Below are 21,546 nucleotides of genomic sequence, written 5' to 3' on the forward strand. Positions count from 1 at the left end.
CGTCCCCCTCTCTCACCGGACCGCCCTCACTTGTACAGAGTCGGTCCGGACCACTGGTGATACACCTAAGCGCCGAGCGCGACGAACGATCGTGCCGCCGCGATGGTGACCGGATCACCACGTGCCTCGGCCTGTGCACCGGCGAACGCGGTCGCCAGCGACTGACCGGCCTGCAGGTTGTCGTGCAACGCGAGCATCAGCGGCGCGGTCGCCGGATCGTTCACCGGTACGACGCTCGCCAGGATCCCCGCCGCGCCCAGCGGGATCAGACTGCTGCTCAACCCGAGCAGCTCGTCCGCGCCGACCGGCTTCGCCAGCCCCGAGTCGCAACTCGACAACACCATCCGGTACGGCGCTCTGCGCAGCCGCTCGAAGTCGTACACGGTCAGCGGTCCGTCGTCGAGCCGCAACGACGAGAACAGCGGACTGTCCGCGCGGAACGTCCCGTGCGCCGCGATGTGTGCGAGCCACGCCCCGTCGAGCTCCCGCAGTACCTTCTCCGCGGTCGCATCGCCGTCGGCGAGCACGGTGGCGTCCGGGTACTTCTCGGCCAACCGCATGACCTCGGTCCGACCGGCCGACAACCCCGGCCCGAGCACCAGCACCACGCGCCGATCGGCCGGCGGTCGCAACCGCCGCGCCCGCAACCAGGTCGCTGCCGACGGCACCACGTTGACGGCACGCTCGGCCAACGCCGGCACCAGTCCCCACGGCAACGCCTGCAGCCGGCTCGGCGGCACCATCACCACCGCCCGATCCCCCAGCCGCTCCTGCGCGCCTCCGAGAATCGCGTCGCCCAACCGCTGCCCGAGCACCTCGAGCGACGGCCCGCTGTACACCTGCGCCCGGCCCCGCGAACCAGCCGGTGCGCCGCCCTGCGGGCGACCGGGGGGCCGGGCGTGGGAGAGCCAGCGCAGCCTGAAACGTGATCGCTCGACTTCGACGGCTGCGCGTGCCATCGGGCCGACCTCGTGCCGGGTGATCCGCCCGTCCCGCACCACGACCGCATGCAGCGCACCATCGACCTCGATCAGCTCGACGAGGACCGTCTCGCCCAACGCGTCGACCAAGGCATCGACATCGAACCGCGACGCCCCACCACCTGACGCACCACCCTGCGCCCGCAACGCCCGATCCCGAACGGCCTTCTCCAGCCGCCGGCGTTCCTTGTCCAACGAAGGATCAGGCGCCGCATCCAACCGCCGTACGACGTCCCGCAACGCCGCCAGGTCAGCGCCGAGCTGCTCGTCGTCCGACGACCGGACCGGCGGGACACCCAACGCAGTCGCCCGCCACCGCTCGCCCCAGCTCAGCAGCCGGCGCGGATCGTCCCGCCGCAGCGCATCCCGGAGCGCCAGCTCGGCCAGCTCCGCACCCTGACCGGTCGCCAATGCACGGAGCTCGGTCGCCCCCATCGTCAGCCGATGCTCGTCCAACGCGTCCAGCCCCCGACCGCACGCCAGCAACATCCCGCGGACGTCGGCCCGAGCCTCCGCCCGCAGCGCCTTCCCCAGCCAGCCCGCGCTCCGAGCCATCGGCGGCGCGTCCTTGTTGTGCTGGCCGGCGAGCTCCAGCTCACGATCCGCGGTCCGCGCCCGCCCGCCGGCCAACGCGAGCCGACCGGCCAGCAGATGCGCCGCCGACGCTTCGGACGCACCCAACGCGTCCAGCCGACGGGCCACCGCACTCACCCGCCGCAGCAACGGCCCACCACGCTCGCCGGACTGATACCGAGACTCCAACTGCACCATCGACGAACGCACCGACCACCACTCCCGGCGCTGCGCGGAGAACAACCGCCGCGCGCGATCGGCCCGCTCCTGGGCGGCCTGCGGATCCCCCGCCGCCAGCGCGGCCGTCGCCGCCGCGAACCACAGCTCGCCGCGCTTGGTCGCCGTACCGCCCTCTGCTTCCATCTGGGCGATCGCCTGATCCATCTCTGCCAGCGCCTCGGCGCTCAGCCCGGCGGCGAGCAGTACGCCGCAGCGGTCGATCGCGAGGTCCGGCCAGGCGACCCCGACCGCGGCGAAGCGTCGTCCCGCTTCGTCCAGATAGCGCAGGGCCGACGGCAGATCGCCGCGCGAGTACGCGACCAATCCGCGATTCTGTCGCGCTTCGGCGTACTCGAACTCCTGACCGGTCGCCGCGTACAACTTCTCGGCGACCGCGAAATCCGCATCCGCGCGCTTCGTCCCGCCCAACGCGAGCTGGATGAATCCGCGATAGTTGCGCGACCGCGCCTCCCAGACTTGATCGCCGGATCGCCGCAGCCGGGCGATTGCCAGGCGCAAGTCGTCCAGCGCTTCGCGATGCCGACCGAGCACCAGCAGTACGTCGGCTCGCCGGACCAACACGCGCCCGGTGAGGGCGCCACGACTGAGCTCGACCGCACGATCGAGCCGCGCCAGACCTTCGCGACTCCGGCCTGCCCGGCCGAGCGTTGCGCCCAATGTGGCAAGGACATCCGCCTCGCGCTCCGAACGCCCGGACTGCTCCGCGAGCCGCAGCGCGGTCCGCAACTCGCGAACCGCCGAGGTGACGTCGCCGAGCTGCCGCAGACTGATGCCCCAGGCCTGATGCGCGATCGACGCATCGACCGCCAACGGGTCCCTCGCCAGCACAGTGCGCGCGGAAGCGATCGCGTCGTGCGGACGCGACAAAGCGAGCGGCAGCAGATTTTCCACTGCCTCGGCACTCCCCCCGGGCGTCGACACTCTGGAATGATAACGGCGATTTCATTCATTTGAGGGGGGAAGGAAAGAAATGGCGGATCAAACGGGCGACAGAAAATACGTCGCTCAGATCGAACTGATTCTGGCCGCGTACGGGCGCGACGTCGAGGTGGCTCCCGAGGACTGGGAGAAACGGCCCGACGGCGCCGAATATCTGTACCGCACGGGGGTCGTCCTGGTCCGGGACGAGGACCTCACCCGGGTGACCGAGCTGTTCCAGGGAGGGCGCCCGGCCGAGGGTGGGATCGGCGGCGTCACCCGGCTGCTGCTGCCGGACAAGGTTCCGCCGGAGGCGCCGGAGGACCGGTCGCCGACCCAGCGGTTCCTGAAGTACGCCGATCTGCGACTCGGACGCGGCGTGGTCACGCCGGAGCACCTGTTCTATGTGGATCCGAGCGTGAGCCCCTGTCCGGCGACCGAGCCGGAGGAGGTGGCGGCCGGGATCTCACCGGACCCGATGGTGCCGGCGCCGTTCCCGTCCGCGGGCAACGCCGACGGGAGCGGCGTGAAGGTCGTCGTCCTCGACGTCGGCTGGTCGGACGCACCCGCGGCGTACTGGCTCAACGGCGTCACCGGTGACCCGGAGAACGCGTTCGACGGTTCGGGACACATCCGGCCGTACGCCGGGCACGGGACCTTCATCGCCGGGGTCATGCGTGCGATCGCCCGCAACGTGGAGATCGTGGTGAAGAGCTACTTCACCACGGCCGGCGCGATGTGGGAGTTCGATCTCGCCGCGGCACTGGACGAAGTACTCGACCTGGCGCCGGACATCATCAGCCTGTCGGCCGGCACCCGGACCCGGTTCGATCTGCCGCCACTCGGTCTGGATGTGTTCGTCCAGACCCGGCTGAACCGTGTCAACGGCCTCACTCTGGTCGCAGCGGCCGGCAACGAAGCCACCCGGGACTACTTCTGGCCAGCAGCGTTCCCGGAGACCGTCGGCGTCGGCGCGCTCGCGGAGAACGGCCGCGACCGGGCGTCGTTCAGCAACTTCGGCGGCTGGGTCGACGTCTACGCCCCGGGCGAGAACCTGGTGAACGCGTTCCTCACCGGCGACTACGAGTGCACCGAGCCGCCGAACACCGGCCAGTTGCGTTCGTTCGCCGGCATGGCGCGCTGGAGCGGTACGTCGTTCGCGACGCCGCTGGTGGCGGGCCTGATCGCCGGCCGGATGTCGGTCACCGGTGAAAGCGCCAAACAAGCGGCGGATGCGTTGCTCGCCTTCGCGCTGACCCAGCCGGAGCCGGGCGTCGGTCCGGTCCTGCGGGCCGGCGACGCGATCACGTCGATCGGCTAGTGTCCTGAGTGACACTCGGGAAACACACTGACGCGGTGCGGGCCACCGGCCTGACCGCCGGATCCTTCCGCACCGCGTCAGCCTCCCCCTCTGCGCGCCTCCACGCTGCCCTCCCCCCTGCAGCAACCCGAAGGCTTACTCCCCCATTTGTGCGGAGTCACCCTCGGTGCCGATTGATACACCCGGTCATCAGGAAAGTTTTCAACCTGTCGGGGACTGCGGATGCTCACAGAGGAACGGCGCCCGGTTCGCGCCGCCGTGGTAGCTGTACTGCGTGCCGTTGACCTCGAGGATCGTGCGCGTCCCCGGCACCAGCGCCTGGGTGTAGCGCATGTCCGGGTCCGGGCAGCCGAGGCTGCCGTCCGACCAGGTGACCTCCTCCGAACTGACCACGGTCACCTGCGCGGCATCGACGCCGAGCCGCTTGGCCAGATCGGCCTTGGCCTGCTCGACCGGTCCGCCGGCCGGCGTACTGCTGCTGCTCGTGGGGCTGGGTGTCATCGAAGGAGTCGCTCCCGTTCCGGTGCCGGTTCCGGTGTCAGTTCCCGTGTTATTGCCGCAGGCAACCAAAAGGCTCCCCGCCAGCAGTACGACGCTCACTGTCCGCATCATCATCACCTCCCACAGTAGACGCCGGCGTACCTGCATTCGTTGCAGATGTATCGGACGAATGTTGTTCAGGTGCTGTTTGCCGCCCGTGACCCGGCGCCCTGAAGGATCGGGGGGAACTCGGGAACCGCCTTTCTCTAGGAGCAAATGCATGTCTGTCGATCGTCGTTCCGTCCTCCGTGGGGCCGCCGTGGGTGCGGCCGGAGTCGGTTTCACCACCGTCGGCGCCGTACCGACCCTCGCCGAGGCCGCGCCGGCTTCGCGCGACGGCCACTCGCCGTTCCCGCAGCACCGGCCCTTCCCGCCGCTGCTCGACGACCCGAAGGGGCTGCTCGCGCTGCCGGCCGGGTTCAAGTACCGGGTCGTCACGCAGGCCGGCGAGACCAAGCTGAAGAGCGGTCACCCGACGCCGAGCCTGCACGACGGTACGGCGGTCTTCAGCGCCGGCCACGGCCGCTACCAGCTGATCCAGAACCACGAGATCAGCGACGACAACGCGCTCGGCGTACCGCAGATCGAGGGCACCGTGTACGACGCCGGCGTCGGCGCGGCCGGCGGCTGCACGGTCATCGACGTCGACAAGGACGGCAAGAACCTCGGCGAGTGGGTCGGCATCTCCGGCACGCTGACGAACTGCGCCGGCGGTCCGACCCCGTGGGGCACCTGGATGACGTGCGAGGAGACCGAGAGCAAGGCCAACGGCACCACCCGGCTGAAGGACCACGGCTACGTCTTCGAGGTCTGGGGCGACGGCAGGACCGCGCACCCGGTGCCGCTCAAGGCGCTCGGCCGGTACGCGCACGAGGCGCTCGCGATCGACGAGGACCGCACCCACGTCTACCTGTCCGAGGACGCCTCCGGCCCGAACGGCACCTTCTACCGCTGGTCGGCGCCGCGCGGGTACAAGCTCAGCTCGCGCAGCTACAAGGACCTGGCCGACAAGGACTTCGGCACCCTCGAGGCGCTGGCGATCCTCGGTGACGACGGCAAGCCGATCCCGGACGTCGCGTACCTGACGTCGGCCCAGCTGCTCCGGCCGTTCCGCACCGCGTGGGTGCCGGTGCCGGACCGCGACGGGGCGACGACCTCGGTCCGCAAGCAGTTCACCGACGGCCAGATCACCCGTGGCAAGAAGTTCGAGGGCGTCTACGGCACCAAGCAGGGCGTGTACGTCGTGAACTCGTACGCCGAGTCCGGCACCGCCGACCTGCCCGCCGACGCCGTACCGCACGACGGCATGGTCTGGTTCTACAACTACGCCGCCCGGACCATCCAGCTGGTCACGTACTTCCCCGAGAACGCGGCCGCGAACAAGGGCCCCGAGGCGAAGTACGACGACCTGAACTTCGACAGCCCGGACAACGTCACCGTGACGCCCTGGGGTTCGCTGATCCTGGCCGAGGACGGTCAGGCCAGCAGCCACGTGCTGAGCGCGACGCCGGGCGGACCGACCTACGCCATCGCCCGGAACATGCTGAACGACTCGGAGTTCACCGGCCCGTCGTTCTCCGCGGACGGCAAGGTGCTGTTCGTCAACATCCAGACCCCGGGGATCACGCTGGCCATCACCGGTCCGTGGCGCGACTACCTCGGCTGAGCGCTCCTAGCAGACTGAGCGAGCGTTCGTCCGGTCCAACGCGCACCTCGTTCATCAGGTAGGAGTACGCGGTCTCGCGGCTCGGCCAAGCGCCGTGCCGCGAGCCGCCGGCTCCCGGGTGACCGAACGCGTCGGCCGGGCCGTCGCCGGTCTGCAACTCGAAGCCGGCGCCGTAAGCCATCGGACTCCCCCACGTCGGCTCGACCCCACGCCGGAGCTCGCGGCGGCCGAGCTCGACCGTCTCCGGCTCGAGGACGCGGACGCCGTCCACCTCGCCGAGCAGCGACGCGTAGAACCGCGCCATCCCGCGCGCCGTCGCATAACCACCGACAGCCGCCAATCCGGCGCTGCGGTACTCGTCGCTGTTCCAGATCTTCTCCGAGCCCGGCACCCAGAGAGGATTCGGCCGGTTCAACTCCGTCCAGGGCCCGTCGACGAGCACGCCCTCCGGCGCGACCATCGTCGCCGCCCGCCAGTGCAGCTCCTCAGGCAGCCCGATCCACACCTCGAGCCCCAGCGGTACGGCGAACTCGTCCGCGAAGAACTGCCTCACGGTGCGGCCGTCGACCCGCCGTACCAGCTCGTCGAGCAGCCAGCCCCAAGTCACCGCGTGGTACATGAACCCGGCGCGCGGATCGGACGCCGGCGCCTGCGCGGCCAGATGCGCCGCCATCACGTCATGGTCGAGCAGGTCGGCGTACCCCGCGTCAACCCAGGGCAGGCGGGCCTGGTGGGACAACACCTCGGCGATCGTGACCCGATCCTTGCCCTCGGCACCGAATTCGGGCCAGTAGCGGCTCAATGGGTCGTCCAGCGACAGCTGACCGCGCTGCACCAGCAACAGGACGCACGCACTGGTGAGGCCCTTGGTCCCGGAGAACATGAGATGGATCGTGTCGCCGTCCCACGCCCGGCCCGTCTCCGGGTTGGCGGTCCCGCCCCACAGGTCGATCACCAGCCTGCCCTGGTGGTACGCCGCGAACGCCGCACCCAGCTCGCCCCGCTCGGTGAAGTTCCGCTCGAAGGCCTCGGCCACGTCCTCGAATCCTGCCGCTGTCCACATGAGCCTGATAGTACCGATCATTCTCATCTAGATCCAGATAACACCGATCGGTATTCTGGACCCGGAGGTGGTGACACGATGCCGGTCAAGGCGGGACAGCGGTTGGATCCGGAGGCGACGAAGGCCCGGATCCTGAAGGCGGCGGCGGACGTGTTCGGCCGGCGCGGGATCCATGCGACCGGGATCAACGAGGTGGTCGAGGCCGCGGGTGCGTCGAAGCTGACGATCTACAAGAACTTCGGGTCGAAGGAGGGCCTGGTCGAGGCCGTGCTGACCGACCGCACGCAGCGGGTCCGCGCCTGGCACGACGAGGCGGTCGAACAGGCACCGCCCGGCCGGGAGCAGATCCTGGCCGTCTTCGACCTGGTCGCCACCTGGTACGCCGAGGCCGGGTTCCGCGGCTGCGCGATGATGAACGCGGCCACCGAGGATCGCGGTCAGGACGGCGCGCCACGACGGCTCGCGCGCGACCATCTCACCTTCTACCGCGAGCTCTTCGAGCGGCTGCTGACCAAGGCCGGCGCCCGGGATCCGCGGACCACGGCGCGGCAGTTGGTCGTCGTCCTTGAAGGCGCGACGCTGATCAGCGCGGTCGACCAGGATCCTGGACTCGGCGCGGAGGCTCGGGCGATCGTTGAGACACTGCTCGCCGCGGCGCTCTGAGCGCGACCACGACACACGCGATCCCGACCACGGCCGCCACCAGGAAGGCTTGCCGATATCCGGCCCGTTCGGCGATCAGACCGCCGAGCGGACCGGCGGCCATCACGCCGAGATCCCAGAACGACGTCATCACGCCCATCGAGACGCCCGCCCGGAGCCCACGCACCCGATCCAGCGTCATCGAGATGCAGGCCGGATAGACCAGCGCCAATCCCAGTCCGGCCAGCGCCGTACACAGGACGGCGGTGACCGGGCCGTCGGCCAGCGCGAGGCCTACCAACGCGACGATCGCGATCGGGACGGTCGACGCCGCCACCACGCGGCCGCCGTACCGATCGACCAAGGGGCTGCCGGCGAACCGCGCGATCAGGAACGCCGCGGCGAACACCGCCAGCGCAATGTTGTCCACGCCGATGTCGTCGGCGCGCAGCCGCAGTACCAGCAAGGCGGCCACGGTCCCGTAGCAGTAGGCGGCCAGGCCAATAGTTGCTCCAGGCAACGGTACGCCGGCGGGCACCAGATCGCGGGGACGGCGGATCCGCACCAGCGGCTCGCGCCGGGCTGGATCGGAACGGGTTGTCAGCACGAACGCGGCCGACACCAGAGCCAATCCGACGACCACCCACCACACCCGGTCGCCGACGATCGTGGCGATCACCGGACCGCCGGCCAGCCCACCCCACATCGACAACCCGAACCAGCCGGCCAGTCGCCCGCGCTGCGCCGGCTGCGCACCGGACAGCACCCACGGCAGCGCTCCGGAGAACAGCGCTGCCTCGCCGGCGCCCATCACCAGCCGCGCGATCAGCAACAGGAACAGACTCGGCGCAAGAATTTGCCCAAAGCCCCCAACCGCCGCCAGCACTCCCCCGGTCACCACGACCGGCCGGGACCAGCCCGCATCCGCGAGCCACCCGGCGAACGGCCGCCCGCACGCCGTCGCCAGGAACGCGATCCCGACCGCGGTCCCACTCGCGAGCGCCCCGCCGCCGAACTTCTCCGGCACGTACGACGGCAGCGCCTGCAACGTGGCCCCGAACGCGAGGTACCCCGCCAGGACCGCCACCCACAACCGCCGCACCGGAACGTTCATGGATGGGATAGTACCGCTTGTTACTATGTCTGTCGCGGACGGTCCAGCAGAACGACCTCACACGCGTAGTGCTGCGAGGCCGTCATGTCGCCGCGGAACCAGAGCAGCGGGACGCGAGCGGGATCGCCAGGCGCGACGATCGGCCGGAGGTTGTCGACGGCGGAGTTCTCGGTCACCGGCGTCCAGGTCGCCCCGCCGTCCGTCATCCGGGCATGGAAAATCTCGTGATGCTTCAGCGCGGCGCCGTCGCGCGGGTCGATCGGCGTCGAGACGTACAGCGAATCGAGGGCGTACGGGTCGATCGCGACCAGACCGGTGTAGTCGTTCTCATGCACCAGCAGCCCATGGCCGGCCTTGGCCAGCTGCCGCACCTGCCACGTGCCCCCGGGCGCGAGGCGTGCGTAGAAGAAACGATGATCCGGCACCGGATGCTGTCGCGCGAACGCATCCTCCGGCTTCTCCGGTACGTCGTGGCGCGCCAGCAGAACCGCGGCGAGCGAGCCGTCGTCGCCGCGGCGGATGTCGACGGTCCAGCAGTGGGTCATCGGCTCGCCGTCCCAGACCGAGTCGGCGGCGAGGACTGTGGTCAGTTCCACCTGCGAGGGCGCGTCCGCACCGAGCGCGGTGGGGTCCACAACGGTCCCGTCGGTCCGATGGAGAGCACCGCCCTCGAGATAGCCGTGGTAGATCGAGTTGTTGTAGTCGCGCGGGTGGTGGTCCGTCGTGATCAGGTCGACGCGCTCGGGCGTCGAGACGTAACGCGTGTAGCCGTTGACGTATCCGACCTTCGGGCGAGTGAAGAGCTTGCCGGCGTACTCCCAGGTGTCACCCTCGTCGTCGGACACCAGCGCACACGGGTCGTCGTTCACCGCGCGGGCGAAGCAGTAGAGGCGGCCGTCGAGCTCATGCAGGTTCGAGTACGTGACGCCGCGGCCGCCGGTGAACTCACTCCAGTCGAACGTCCGCTCCGGTCCCCACGTCCGCGGATCGCCAGGCTCGCTCACCCGCCAACGGGTCAGGTCGTCGGTCTTGTGCTTCGTGTACACCGCCAGCCAGCGACCGTCTCGTCGCCGCCACAGCGCCGGTACGTCGTGGTCGTCCGCTTCGAACCGCTCATGCAGTACGACGATCTCGGCCGAGCCGGACCGCAGATCGACCACTGTCAGCTCGACGTTGCCGGCCCGCGCGTCACCGCCGGGACCCTCCGGCGCGGCGATCGAACCGGCGACCAGCACGCCGCCGTCCGGATCCACCAACGCCCGCTCATCCTGGAACCAGCACCAAGCACCGTTGTCATTGATCACTCGAGGCGCATCCATGGTCGCCCAGTGTTCCAGAGTTTCGCGAGCATGGGTAAGCGCTTGCCAGCATCTGGTCAGTAGTGTCCGGTGTCCGTGCGAGGATCGGGGTATGCCGATCGACCAGCACCTACTGCTCGCCTTTCTGCTGACGACGATCATCGCGATGATCACGCCCGGGCCGGACATGTTGTTCATCCTCGGCTGCGGTATGCGCAGCGGGCCGCGCGCCGGTCTGCTCGCGACCGCCGGGGTTGCGACGAGTGAGGCTGTGCATGTCGCGGTCGCGGCGGCCGGGCTGGCCGCCTTGTTCGCGGCGGTCCCGGTGGCGTTCACCGCAGTGCGGATCGTCGGTGCGGCGTACCTGATCTATCTCGGGGTGCAGATGATCCGGCACCGCAACGACGCGGTCGGCGACGATGCGCCGGCCGGGGCCGTGATGTCGGGGCGGCGGGCATACCTCACCGGACTCAGCACGAACCTGCTGAACCCGAAGATGGTGACGTTCACGATCGCGTTCCTGCCGCAGTTCGTGGTGCCGGAGCACGGTCGGGTCTGGCTGCAGTTCGCGGTGCTCGGCGCGATCCTGATCGTGCTGGAGTTCCTCGTCGACGGCACGGTCGGGCTGCTGTCCGGGCGGATCGGCAGCTGGCTGCGTGCCCGCCGTACCGCCCGCCGCCGGATCGACACGGCGACGGGCGGGATCTTCATCGGCCTCGGCGTCCGCCTCGCCTTGCTGCGCTAGAACCTTGCTGCGTCAGAAGACGACCGTCCAACCCGAGCGCGCGGCTTGCTCTCCCGTGTAGGCGACCCCGTGGATCTTCAGGCCCACGCTGTTGAGAAGAGTGATCTCGCCACCCTTGTTACCGAGCTGGACCGTCGGCGGCAGGTGGACCAGGACAGTCGCGCCCGGATCGAGGACGACGGCCGGCAGCGGGCCGACGTGCAGCGCGCGATCGACCACGTGCCAGCCGGTCAGGTCGACCGCATCGGGTGAAGCGTTCAGCAACGTGATCGTCTCGGCTTCCGGCGCGGGGCCTTCCGGATTGACGAGGGCGGCGACGATCCGGACCGGTTCGGCACCGAAGTCCTCGATCGGCGCGTCGGCCAGGGTGTGCCCGGTCTTGTCGTCGGTGTGCCAGGACTGACTCTGGAAGGCAAGGAAGATGCCGACCCAGCGCTGCTGATCCGGCAACGCGATGATCAGCGCCCCGTCCTGCCAGACACCGTCGTCCTTGCGGAACGTCCCGACATTGCCTTGATTCATGTGAATGTCGTGCACCCCGTTGCCCGGCCCGAACCCGAAGATCTTGTCCGGTACGCCGTTCTCCGGTCCCCATCGCTCCCCGAAGGCGTAGACAACCGCGGCCGGTTCCCGGATCGCGCGCTGGATCTGATCGTCGAGCAGGTCGCTGAGGTCGTTGCCAGGTCCGGCCACGTCGCCGGGCAGCGGACGCAACAGGGTCCGGTCGAACAGCGTCTGCCGGACGTAGTCCAGGTTCACCCCGGCCGGTCCGTCGTCGAGCAGATGCCACCCGGAAACGAGACCGGTGAGCTGCGCGGCGACCGGGTGCCGGAAGTCGTCGTCGACGCGATACAGCAACTCGGACGGATACTCCTGCGACCGCACGTTCACCGCGATCCGGTAGCTCACGCCATCCGCGTCCACCAACCGGATCTGGTAGTGCGGTGCGTCCGTTCCACCCTCTCGGCGTGCATCGACCGCCCGGCCGACAAGTACGCCGTACGACGTCAAAGGCATGGCGCCTCCTCTCCCCTGTCCTGCGGAGGCGCCGTGCCGCTGAACTGATACAGGCTGTACGACTTCCGGTCAGACCAGGCCGAAACCGCCGGTCCAGGCGACCTTCTCGCCGATCGCGAGAGTGAGCTGGAGGAACCCGTCGGCCTCGAGCTCGCGGGCACGCTTCAGCGACCCCGCGTCGACCGCCTTCAGACCGCCTGCGGAGACGATCGCGGCGACCTGCTCCTTGGCGTCGGCGTCGTCGCCGGCGATCAGGACCGTGGTCGGAACTTCACCCGCCTGACCCGACGCAACCGTCGCCGCGAACGTGGTGTTGAAGGCCTTCAGAACCTTGGCCTCCGGCAGCTTCTCGGCCAGCTCGGCCGCCGCCGAACCGTCCGCCGCGACGGTGAGCGAGTCGAAGGTCTCGAAGTTCAGCGGGTTGGTGATGTCGACGACGACCTTGCCGTTCAACTGGTCGGCGCGGTCGGCGAGGACCTGGTCGATCGCCGGGTACGGCACCGCGAGGATCACGACGTCGCCGGTGACCGGCTTGTCCTTGTCGGTGGAGTCGAACAACTCGACGGTGTTGCCGCCCTTCGCGACGACCGACGAGATCGCCTGTCCCATGTTGCCGCGACCGATGATGCTGACATGCGTCATGCCCAAGCTCCTTTTAGTTGTGCGTTCAACCATCACGGTAGCGCAGTAAGGTTGTAGCTACAACCTTTTGCTGCCAGAATGTTCCGATGAGCACTCGATGGCTGGACGACACGGAGATGACCGCATGGGTGCGGCTGGCCGCCGTGCTCGAGTTACTGCCCGGTGTCCTCGACTCCCAGCTGCGGCGCGACGCGGAGCTGACGCACTACGAGTACTACGTGATGGCGATGCTGTCCGAGGCGCCGAAGCGGACGCTGCGGATGACCGCGCTGGCACAGCAGACGAACGCGACCCTCCCCCGGCTGTCCCACGTCGTGAAGCGGCTGGAGGATCGCGGACTGATCGAGCGCTTCCCCTGCCCGCAGGACGCACGGGCGACGAACGCCCGCCTGACCGCGGACGGCTGGAAGAAGATCCGCGCGACGGCGCCCGGCCATGTCGCAACAGTCCGCCGGCATGTGATCGACGTACTCACTCCAGAGCAGGTCTCCCAACTGGCCGGCATCACCGAGGCAATCCTCAAGTCGGTCGATCCGGACGGCAAGCTCAGTGAGGTGTACGGCCGCTGAGGTGCCGACCGGTCTCGGTGTCGTGGACCTGCAGGCATGCACAACCCCGCTCCGGCGGGCGTGACGCGCGGGATTGTGCCACTTATGCATGCGTGCACGGTCACAGGACGTGCCGCAGATACTGTTGGATGCCGGTATGGATTCGCGAAGCGATGCAGAGGTGGCGGTTGCGGCGGCCGAGGTGGGGGCCGCGGTGATCCGCGAGCGGTTCGGCGGGCAGTTGGAGCGGTACGCGAAGGTGGGGACCGACTTCGCCACCGAGGCCGACCTGGAATCCGAGCGCGCGATCATGGCCGTCATCCAGGGCGCCCGCCCGGACGACGCGGTCGTCGGCGAGGAGTACGGCGCCAGCGGCGAGTCGGATCGCACCTGGCTGGTCGACCCACTCTGCGGGACGCTCAACTTCGCTGCGCAGAATCCGCTGTTCTCCGTGAACGTCGCGCTGCGCAGCCCGGGTGGCGATGTCGCGGCGGTAGCCCAGCCGTTGACCGGGGAGATCTTCTGGACCGACGGCACCGCGGTCTTCATCCGCCACGACGGAGCCGACCGTCCCGCCGTGCCGTCGGCCGCCTCCCGGCTCGTGGACATCGACATCGACGCACCCGCCACCGGACCGTTCCTGGGTGCCCAACTCCTGACCGACGAGAAGCTGCGCGCGGCGTTCGCGCTGCGCGTCTCGTCCACCACTCTCGCCCTGGCCTGGGTGGCGGTGGGCCGTCAAGCCGCGTACATCGCCGACAACGTCAGCCCGACCAGCGTCCACTTCACCGCCGGCACCATCCTCTGCCAGGCCGCCCAGATCCCCGTCACCGACTTCCGCGGCAACCCCGTCCACACCACTCCCGGCCTCCTCGCCACCGCCTCCCCCGACATCAACACCTCCCTGCTCGACTTCCTCGCCCCGCATCTGACCTGACTGGATGTATCGCAGCGGTCCGTCAGTGCCTCCGTCCGATTAAGGGGGAGGAACTGTCATGAGCCACACAGTCGAACCACGTCGGAAGCGGACCAGGACGGTACGGCGGTCTCACCGTCGTACGGTCGTCGCGGTCAACATCGCCGAGGCCGTCATCACGTTGCCGTGTCTCGTGGCGGCGTACGGTCTGGCGGAACACCTCGTCGCAGCTCAGGAGGCCGCCGGGGCGCACCACGTCGCGAGCCGCTCGGTCGGCTGGTCGCCTGTGCAGGTCGCGATCACGCTGAACATGAGTCTGCTGATCGTCGGCGCCGCGGCCGGTGCTGTCGGCAGCGTCATCCGGCAGAGCATGATGTTCGCGCGCACGTCCGCCCCGAATCACCAGGTCTCGTGGTACATCATGCGCCCGCTGTGGTCCGCGCTCCTCGCCTCCGTGTCGGTCATCGCCGTCAACACCGGCTTGATCAGCATCGGCGACGAGACCACATCCAGCGCAGGAGTAGCAGTCTTGGTTCTGACGGGAGCCCTGACCGGCCTCTTCACCGACCAGGCCCTGAACCGTCTTCGCCGACTCCTCAACCGGCCGGCACGCGGCACTGGTACGTGACGAGTTGCTTGTCCACGAGGAAGCCGTACCGCAGGTAGAGGTGCTGAGCGCCTGTCGGGCTCTCTCCATCGACCGTGAGGGTGAGCGGTCCCGAATGGAGCTCTCGACAGCGCATCAGCACCGACGCCAGCAACGCCGAGGACACACCACGCCCACGCCACGACGGGACGGTGCCGATCGGACCTAGTTCGACACCGCCCCCGTCCTGGTGGAACCCGAGAACAAAGCCGGCCACTCGACCGTCAGGAGTGGTCGCCAGGGCGGCAAGGTCGGTCGCAAAGTCGTTGCTGCTGGCAAGTTGTTCCCAGGTTGCCGCGGTGTGTGGTTCGACCACCCGCTGGTCCTGGTAAGCCTGCTCGTAGGCGGTCTGGAACTCGCTCGGCTGCACCTCGGACCATCGACTGATGCGCAGCGGCGGAGGTAGCTCCGATTGTTGCTGCGGCCAGGTAGTGCCGTCGTGGACCATCGTCCACAGCGGGTACGCACGGTCGAATCCCAGGGGACCGGATTCCTCAGCAGGTAAAGAGATCTGCAGGGTCTCCACGCCGTGAGTCAAGGCCAGCCGCACCATCCGGCGTACGACGTCGTCGAATTGGGCGGAGCCATGGCGTTGCCACCATGCGCCGTGCCCTCTGCTGTGACCGCTCGCCGGCGGAAGGACTGCGACCGCGCTGTCTGGGGCGATCTCCACCCGCCAGGTTTTTAGGAAGGCCGAGGCCTGTTCGGCAGTGAAGTCAGAACCCGACACCTCGCTGGCCAGCTCGGCAAGCAGCGCAGCGTCCTCGGCGGTCGCGGTACGCCATTCGCCGTCGTTCACCGCCGTCGGACCCGAAGGACGGCGGTCCGCATCGGAAGCGTGAACTCGCCGCGCGCGGTCTCTGGTCGACTCGCCAGGTACGCGCGGATCCGGCCGAGCGTGGCCTCTCGCTCCTCGTCCGGCATGACCAACATCCCCGCCCGGGTGCCGAGGGTCGCGACGAGAGAGTCCGCAGTACGGCGCTGCCCGTGCGGGAACTCGGCCTGCTCCGGCGAACTGAACCGGGCGGCACCAGTCTTTGGAAGATGCATGCCGGCCGTCTCGGCACGCCAACTAGCCGGCGTGTCACGCGGACCGATGGCCGCACTCCCACTGACCTCTGCCAGCCCTTCCACCCATTCGACCCCGTCGTCCATCACATTCCACAGCCCCGCCAAGACGCCGTTGGGCGCAAGAACCCTGGCAATCTCAGACCCAGCAACAGCCATATCGAACCAGTGCATCGCATTCCCAGCCACCACCACATCAACCGCCCCATCCCCCAGCGGTATCTCCTCAGCACTCCCCGACAACACCCGAACACCCTGCAGCGCACCGATGCCCGTCAGCGCACGACGCAGCTCAGACGACATCGCCGGATCAGGCTCAACCGCGACGACATCGACTCCCAACGCAACCAACGTCGCAGTCAACTTGCCCGTACCCGCACCAAGATCAAGCACCCGCACCCCAGGCGCCCCCTCAAGCGCCCACCGCACCGCCCGCTGCGCATAATCCGGCCGATGCTCCGCATAAGCAACCGCCGCAGCACCAAACGAAGAAGCATGAACCAACCGCTCACCCTCATCCACACCAAGAACCTACCGACCCTCCCCCGCTTCAACCACCGCCCCCGGCGGCCCGTTCGCCGAGTCGTAGATTTCGGCTGCTGATGACAGCACCGATCCACGACTCGTGTTCTTGGGCGCCGACCATTCGCCACGACTCGGCGACAGGAGGACCCACCGAACCGGTTCAAGGTCATCGGCGAAGCCGGGGAGCATCAACAGCCGACAACAGCTACTGCGAAGCGGTGACCTATCCGCCAGCCACAGCCAGCAGTTGTCCCCGCCGAGTCCGTTGCCCGCGGCAACACTCGCCACGCCGCCGAAGGCGGCCAATAACTGAGCCGCCGCGCGGCGGTGTCCTCTTCGCGTGGGGTTTCCGACTCGCGGGGCGGTGCGGCGGTCGGGGGTTAGCGGAAGTCTCGGGATTTGGTTCGGGCGGCTAGGGGGAGGCGTTGGAGGTGTTCGGCGGAGAGGTTGGTTACTTCGCCGGCGCGTTCTACCCGGCCGCGGATGATGAGGGCGGCGGCGTTGCGGGCTACGGCGGCGTGGTGGTGCCAGCAGCCGACGGTGATGACGATGTTGGCCATCCCGGTTTCGTCTTCGAGGTTCATGAAGGTGACGCCGGAGGCGGTGGCGGGGCGCTGGCGGTGGGTGACGACGCCGGCCACCCGGACGCGGGCGCCGTTGGGGGCTTCGCGGAGCTGGGCGGCGGACAGGATACCTTCGGCGCGGAGCCGGTCGCGGACGCGTTCCATCGGGTGGCTGGACGTGGTGATCGAGGTGGACCACAGGTCGGCCATGTCGGCCTCGATATCGCTCATCCCGGGCAGTGTCGGCGGCGGGCCGGCCGCTGTGATTCCGGCCAGTTGGCCTGGGCGTTCCTCGGCGGCTCGGCCGGCCTCCCACAACGCCTGGCGCCGGTCGAGTCCGAAGCAGTCGAACGCCCCGGCCGTCGCGAGCGCCTCGACCTGGGCCGCGGTGATCCCGGTACGCCGGACCAGGTCGGCCATCTCGGTGAACGGACCGCCCCGCTCCCGCTCCTCGACGATCAGCTTCGCGCCCTTCTCCCCTACCGTGCGCACCTCGGCCAACCCGAGCCGGACCGCGAACACGCCGTCCCGGCGATGCGCCACGTTGTCGAACGGCACCTTCGGATCGAACGGACCCACCAACGGCTGCGGGTCCGCCAGACAGTCCGGCGACCCGGTCGGCCCGATGCGCTCCTGCCCGTCGACCAGGAGCTCGAGCCCCGCGTCGACACCCGAGAGATGCAGGTGCGGACGACGCACTTCGACGCCGTGACGGCGGGCGTCGGCCACCAGGGACTGCGGTGAGTAGAACCCCATCGGTTGTGCGCGCAGCAGCGAGGCCAGGAACGCAGCCGGATAGTGCAGCCGCAGCCATGTGCTGGAGTAGACGAGCAGGGCGAAGCTGATCGAGTGCGACTCGGCGAATCCGAAGTTCGCGAACGCTTCGATCTTATCGTAGATCTCGTCGGCCAGGTCTCCGGTGATCCCGTTGCCGGCCATCCCGGCGTACAGCTTGTCCTTCAGCGACGAGATCTTCTCGATGCCGCGTTTGGACCCCATCGCGCGGCGGAGCAGGTCGGCCTCGTCGCCGTCGATCTCGCCGACCGCCATCGCCATCTGCATCAGCTGCTCCTGGAACAGCGGCACACCCATGGTCCGCTCCAGCACCGGCCGCAGCTTCGGGTGCAGGTAGGTGACCGGCTCCTCACCGGTCCGGCGGCGGATGTACGGATGGACGGCGCCGCCCTGGATCGGGCCTGGCCGGATCAGCGCGATCTCGGTGACCAGGTCGTAGAACTTCCGTGGTTTCAGCCGCGGCAGCGTCGCCATCTGCGCGCGGGACTCGACCTGGAACACCCCCACCGAATCCGCCCGGCAGAGCTGGTCGTAGACCCCGGCCTCCTCCCGCGGGATCGTGTGCAGCTCCCAGGACTCGCCGATCTGCTCGCGGACCATGTCCAGGCAGTACTGCAGCGCGGCCAGCATGCCGAGCCCGAGCAGGTCGAACTTCACCAGCCCCATCCAGGCGCAGTCGTCCTTGTCCCACTGCAGGACTGTCCGTTTCTCCATCCGGGCGTGCTCGATCGGCACCACCTCGCCGACCGGACGCTCGGTCAGCACCATCCCGCCGGAATGGATCCCGAGATGCCGCGGGAACTTCAGCAGCTCGGTCGCCATCCCCACCACCTGCGGCGGGATGTCGTGCTCGGTCGAGGTGATCTCCGGGCTCCAGCCGTCGACCTGCTTCGACCACGCGTCCTGCTGACCGACGGAATACCCCAGTGCTTTCGCCATGTCGCGGACGGCGGACTTCGGGCGGTAGGAGATCACGTTCGCCACCTGGGCGGCGTTGTGCCGGCCGTACTTCTCGTAGACGTGCTGGATCACCTCCTCGCGGCGGCCGGAGTCGAAGTCGACGTCGATGTCCGGCTCCTCGGCCCGGGTGGTGGCCAGGAACCGCTCGAACGGCAGGTTGTAGAGGATGCTGTCGACCGCGGTGATCCCGAGCGCGTAGCAGACCGCCGAGTTGGCCGCCGAGCCGCGGCCCTGGCAGAGGATCCCGTTGTCGTGGGCGAACCGGACGATGTCCTCGACGATCAGGAAGTACCCCGGGAAGCCCTTCTCCTCGATGACGTCGAGCTCCCGCTCCAGCCGCTCGTAGGCATCCGGCCGCTGCTCACGCGTCCCGTACCGCCGGGTGGCGCCGGCGAAGGTCAGCTCCCGCAGCCAGGACATCGGGTCGTGGCCGTCGGGCACATCGCGCAGCGGCAGCCTCGGCTTCGCCCGGGCCAGGTCGAACCCGAGCTGGTCGGCCAGCGTCACCGAGCGCGCCACGGCCCCGTCGTACCGCCGGAAGCGGGCTGTCATCTCGGCGCCGGAGCGCAGGAACGCCATCCCGCTCGGTGGCAGCCAGCCGTCCATCGAGTCCAGGTCGCGGCGAGCCCGGACGGCGGCCAGCGCGGCGGCCAGCTTGTGCTGGGCCGGGGTCGCGTAGTGAACGTTGTTTGTGGCAACTACCGGGAGGCCGCGGTCGGCGGCCAGGCCGGCCAGGATCCGGTTCCGGGTGGTGTCCGCGGGCAGGTGATGGTCGATCAGCTCGACGACCACGCGGTCCTTGCCGAACAAGGCGGTCAGCCGGTCCAGCTCGCGCCCCGCGGCGGCCGGACCGTCGGCGTGCCCGCCGAGCTCCAGTGCCTGCCGGACCAGGCCCTTCCGGCAGCCGGTCAGGATCATCCAGTGGTCGCGACCAACAGCAGCCAACTCTTCCAGCACATAGACCGGCTTGCCCTTCTCACCACCGGCCAGCTGCGCCTCGGTGATCGCGCCGGCCAGTTTGTGATACCCGTCCTGGCCCTCCGCCAGCACCAGCAGGTGACTGCCTTCGGGATCGGCCACGCCGTTCTGCGGGCCGGTCAGCCCCAGTGACAGCTCCGCCCCGAACACGGTGGGCAACGAGTACGCCGCTGCGGCCTCGGCGAACCGGGCCGCGCCGTAGAACCCGTCGTGATCGGTCAGCGCCAGCGCGTGGAGCCCCTGGCGGACCGCGGCCTCGACCAGGTCCTCCGGCTGGGAGGCGCCGTCCAGGAAGGAGAAGTTCGAATGGGCGTGGAGCTCGGCATAGGGCACCGCGTGGTCCGGGCGAACGGCCGGAGCAGGCACATACGGCCCGCGGTGCTGTGACCATGCCGGGCTGTCACCGCCGTCGCCCGTCACCGGTCGGCCGCCGTGGCTGCCCGGGCGGGAGCGGTCCGACAGCTTGCGCTCCAGCTCCGACCACTTGATCGGCGGATTGTTGTAGCCCATCGCACACACCTCCCGTCGGGATCAAGAATAGAACACCTGTTCGAGAGTGACAAAATCGGTGGCCGTCGCCGGGCCGGATTGATACCGTGCCGTGGTCCGTGACATCACACCTGGAGGTGAGACCCATGACCGCTGTAGCGCAGTGGGCGCTCCCCTTCCCGTGGTCACGGGCGGGCGACTGACATAGGTGTCGCCGGGAGCGCTTCGAGAAGCACTCCCGAGAGGAAACACCTATGAACCCTTCGCATCACGATGCGGGCCTCGGCGCCCGCGCGGTGACGATCTCCCGCGTCGCCGACAATCAGTGGCACGCGATCGAGAACGACCTGGTCGTCGGCCGCAGTCACGCTTCACGCCGGCTCGACGGCCGGACCTTCGTCAGCATCGACACCTGGCGCGACGACGTCTTCGACCGACTGGCCGCCGCAATGCAGGCCGACCAGGCGGCACCGCAGTACACAGTGGTCGACGAGACCGACCACGACCTCACAGCCAGTTGGGTACGGGCGGGATTCGCGACCTGGCGCCGCGAATCGGAGTTCGTCGTACCCACGGAGCTCGCCCCGGGAACCGTGCCTTCAGGGGTGGTCATCGCGACCGCCGACGAGGAGCCGTTGCGAGAGCTCGACCAGGCGATCCGCGCCGAGGTCGAGTCCACCGTCGGCTGGGCGACGATGCCCGCGGAGGTGCTGCCCTGGCAAGGCGGGACGAGGCCGATCGACCCGTCGAAGTACACCATCGCACAGCGCGACGACCGGTACGTCGGGCTGGTCCGTCTCGCCACGATGACCCGGCGCCCGCGCATCGGACTGGTCGCAGTCCTGGCCACCGAGCAACGGCACGGTATCGCCCGGGCGTTGCTGACCCAGGCGCTGCACGGCCTGCATCGCGACGGATTCGACGCAGCCACGGCGGAGATCGACGAGACCAACACGGCCGCGACGGCGCTGTTCCAGGGGCTCGGCGCGCGCCGCACGGGCGGCAGCCTGGAACTGGTCCGCCGGCAGGGAAAGGACTGACCATGCCCAGATCAGCAGGCGGCATCGAAGTCGAGGGCACCGTCGTCGAGTGCCTCCGCAACGCGAACTTCCGGGTCGAACTCACCAACGGCCACAAGGTGCTGGCCCACATCAGCGGCAAGATCCGCAAGAACTACATCAAGATCGTCCTCGAGGACCGCGTCCTGGTGGAGCTCAGCCCCTACGACCTGGACCGGGGCCGGATCATCTTCCGCTACCGGAACTGATCCATCTCACACACCTCCCGTCGGGATCAAGA

The 21,546-nt window shown here is 69.0% G+C and carries 19 protein-coding genes; 9 read left to right on the forward strand and 10 right to left on the reverse strand.

Annotation, left to right across the window (positions count from 1 at the left end; all coding sequences use genetic code 11):
• Positions 1-65: 65 nt before the first annotated feature.
• The gene (locus OHA18_RS39070) at positions 66-2,714 is read right to left on the reverse strand and encodes a CHAT domain-containing protein (protein WP_329000433.1); all 2,649 of its coding nucleotides are present in this window, start codon (positions 2,712-2,714) and stop codon (positions 66-68) included.
• 49 nt (positions 2,715-2,763) lie between these two features.
• On the opposite strand from OHA18_RS39070, the gene OHA18_RS39075 reads away from it, so the two are divergent.
• The gene (locus OHA18_RS39075; RefSeq protein WP_329000434.1) at positions 2,764-4,032 is read left to right on the forward strand and encodes a S8 family peptidase; all 1,269 of its coding nucleotides are present in this window, start codon (positions 2,764-2,766) and stop codon (positions 4,030-4,032) included.
• A gap of 201 nt (positions 4,033-4,233) precedes the next feature.
• Here OHA18_RS39075 and OHA18_RS39080 read toward each other — a convergent pair whose 3' ends face one another.
• Positions 4,234-4,533, reverse strand: coding sequence for a hypothetical protein (locus tag OHA18_RS39080; RefSeq protein ID WP_329000435.1), 300 nt, complete (start codon positions 4,531-4,533; stop codon positions 4,234-4,236).
• A 259-nt stretch (positions 4,534-4,792) separates the two neighbouring features.
• Between OHA18_RS39080 and OHA18_RS39085 the strand changes: the two genes are divergently transcribed.
• The gene (locus OHA18_RS39085) at positions 4,793-6,238 is read left to right on the forward strand and encodes an alkaline phosphatase PhoX (RefSeq protein WP_329000436.1); all 1,446 of its coding nucleotides are present in this window, start codon (positions 4,793-4,795) and stop codon (positions 6,236-6,238) included.
• Here the strand turns inward: OHA18_RS39085 and OHA18_RS39090 are convergent.
• Positions 6,207-7,301 (reverse strand): serine hydrolase domain-containing protein, encoded by a 1,095-nt coding sequence (locus tag OHA18_RS39090; RefSeq protein WP_329000437.1) that lies wholly within the window; start codon positions 7,299-7,301, stop codon positions 6,207-6,209. The genes OHA18_RS39085 and OHA18_RS39090 overlap by 32 nt on opposite strands.
• A 78-nt stretch (positions 7,302-7,379) precedes the next feature.
• Here OHA18_RS39090 and OHA18_RS39095 point away from each other — a divergent pair, with 78 nt between their 5' ends.
• A complete protein-coding gene (locus OHA18_RS39095; RefSeq protein WP_329000438.1) occupies positions 7,380-7,964 on the forward strand; it encodes a TetR/AcrR family transcriptional regulator in 585 nt (194 codons plus the stop codon).
• Here the strand turns inward: OHA18_RS39095 and OHA18_RS39100 are convergent.
• Both OHA18_RS39100 and OHA18_RS39105 read right to left on the reverse strand, forming a co-directional pair.
• Complete coding sequence (locus tag OHA18_RS39100; RefSeq protein ID WP_329000439.1) at positions 7,885-9,057, reverse strand: MFS transporter; 1,173 nt, start codon at positions 9,055-9,057, stop codon at positions 7,885-7,887. The two genes, OHA18_RS39095 and OHA18_RS39100, sit on opposite strands and share 80 nt — an antisense overlap.
• Positions 9,058-9,080: 23 nt before the next feature.
• Positions 9,081-10,376 carry a BNR-4 repeat-containing protein gene (locus OHA18_RS39105; protein ID WP_329000440.1) on the reverse strand — a complete coding sequence of 432 codons (1,296 nt, stop codon included), beginning with the start codon at positions 10,374-10,376 and terminating at the stop codon, positions 9,081-9,083.
• 91 nt (positions 10,377-10,467) lie between these two features.
• Here OHA18_RS39105 and OHA18_RS39110 point away from each other — a divergent pair, with 91 nt between their 5' ends.
• Positions 10,468-11,100, forward strand: a complete 633-nt coding sequence (locus tag OHA18_RS39110; protein ID WP_329000441.1) for a LysE family translocator — start codon at positions 10,468-10,470, stop codon at positions 11,098-11,100.
• A 12-nt stretch (positions 11,101-11,112) separates the two neighbouring features.
• On the opposite strand, the gene OHA18_RS39115 is transcribed toward OHA18_RS39110, so the two are convergent.
• Both OHA18_RS39115 and OHA18_RS39120 read right to left on the reverse strand, forming a co-directional pair.
• Complete coding sequence (locus OHA18_RS39115) at positions 11,113-12,117, reverse strand: DUF2278 family protein (RefSeq protein WP_329000442.1); 1,005 nt, start codon at positions 12,115-12,117, stop codon at positions 11,113-11,115.
• 69 nt (positions 12,118-12,186) lie between these two features.
• Positions 12,187-12,759: an NADPH-dependent F420 reductase gene (locus OHA18_RS39120; protein WP_329000443.1), complete on the reverse strand. Its 573-nt coding sequence runs from the start codon at positions 12,757-12,759 to the stop codon at positions 12,187-12,189.
• Positions 12,760-12,845: 86 nt separating this feature from the next.
• Between OHA18_RS39120 and OHA18_RS39125 the strand changes: the two genes are divergently transcribed.
• The 3 genes from OHA18_RS39125 to OHA18_RS39135 all read left to right on the forward strand — a co-directional run bounded on the left by OHA18_RS39125 (position 12,846) and on the right by OHA18_RS39135 (position 14,851).
• A complete protein-coding gene (locus tag OHA18_RS39125; RefSeq protein WP_329000444.1) occupies positions 12,846-13,328 on the forward strand; it encodes a MarR family winged helix-turn-helix transcriptional regulator in 483 nt (160 codons plus the stop codon).
• A gap of 136 nt (positions 13,329-13,464) precedes the next feature.
• Positions 13,465-14,244 (forward strand): inositol monophosphatase family protein, encoded by a 780-nt coding sequence (locus OHA18_RS39130; protein WP_329000445.1) that lies wholly within the window; start codon positions 13,465-13,467, stop codon positions 14,242-14,244.
• 58 nt (positions 14,245-14,302) lie between these two features.
• Positions 14,303-14,851 (forward strand): hypothetical protein, encoded by a 549-nt coding sequence (locus OHA18_RS39135; RefSeq protein ID WP_329000446.1) that lies wholly within the window; start codon positions 14,303-14,305, stop codon positions 14,849-14,851.
• Here OHA18_RS39135 and OHA18_RS39140 read toward each other — a convergent pair.
• The 3 genes from OHA18_RS39140 to OHA18_RS39150 form a co-directional block, all read right to left on the reverse strand.
• A complete protein-coding gene (locus OHA18_RS39140; RefSeq protein WP_329000447.1) occupies positions 14,820-15,668 on the reverse strand; it encodes a GNAT family N-acetyltransferase in 849 nt (282 codons plus the stop codon). The genes OHA18_RS39135 and OHA18_RS39140 overlap by 32 nt on opposite strands.
• A complete protein-coding gene (locus OHA18_RS39145; RefSeq protein ID WP_329000448.1) occupies positions 15,665-16,459 on the reverse strand; it encodes a class I SAM-dependent methyltransferase in 795 nt (264 codons plus the stop codon). The genes OHA18_RS39140 and OHA18_RS39145 overlap by 4 nt, the downstream gene beginning before the upstream one ends.
• A gap of 383 nt (positions 16,460-16,842) precedes the next feature.
• Positions 16,843-20,268 (reverse strand): error-prone DNA polymerase, encoded by a 3,426-nt coding sequence (locus tag OHA18_RS39150; protein WP_329000449.1) that lies wholly within the window; start codon positions 20,266-20,268, stop codon positions 16,843-16,845.
• Between the two features lie 233 nt (positions 20,269-20,501).
• Here OHA18_RS39150 and OHA18_RS39155 point away from each other — a divergent pair, with 233 nt between their 5' ends.
• Positions 20,502-21,287 (forward strand): GNAT family N-acetyltransferase, encoded by a 786-nt coding sequence (locus tag OHA18_RS39155; protein WP_329000450.1) that lies wholly within the window; start codon positions 20,502-20,504, stop codon positions 21,285-21,287.
• Between the two features lie 2 nt (positions 21,288-21,289).
• Positions 21,290-21,514: a translation initiation factor IF-1 gene (infA, locus tag OHA18_RS39160; protein WP_329000451.1), complete on the forward strand. Its 225-nt coding sequence runs from the start codon at positions 21,290-21,292 to the stop codon at positions 21,512-21,514.
• The last annotated feature ends 32 nt before the right edge of the window (positions 21,515-21,546 follow it).

This window comes from Kribbella sp. NBC_00709 (assembly GCF_036226565.1).
Taxonomy (GTDB): domain Bacteria; phylum Actinomycetota; class Actinomycetes; order Propionibacteriales; family Kribbellaceae; genus Kribbella.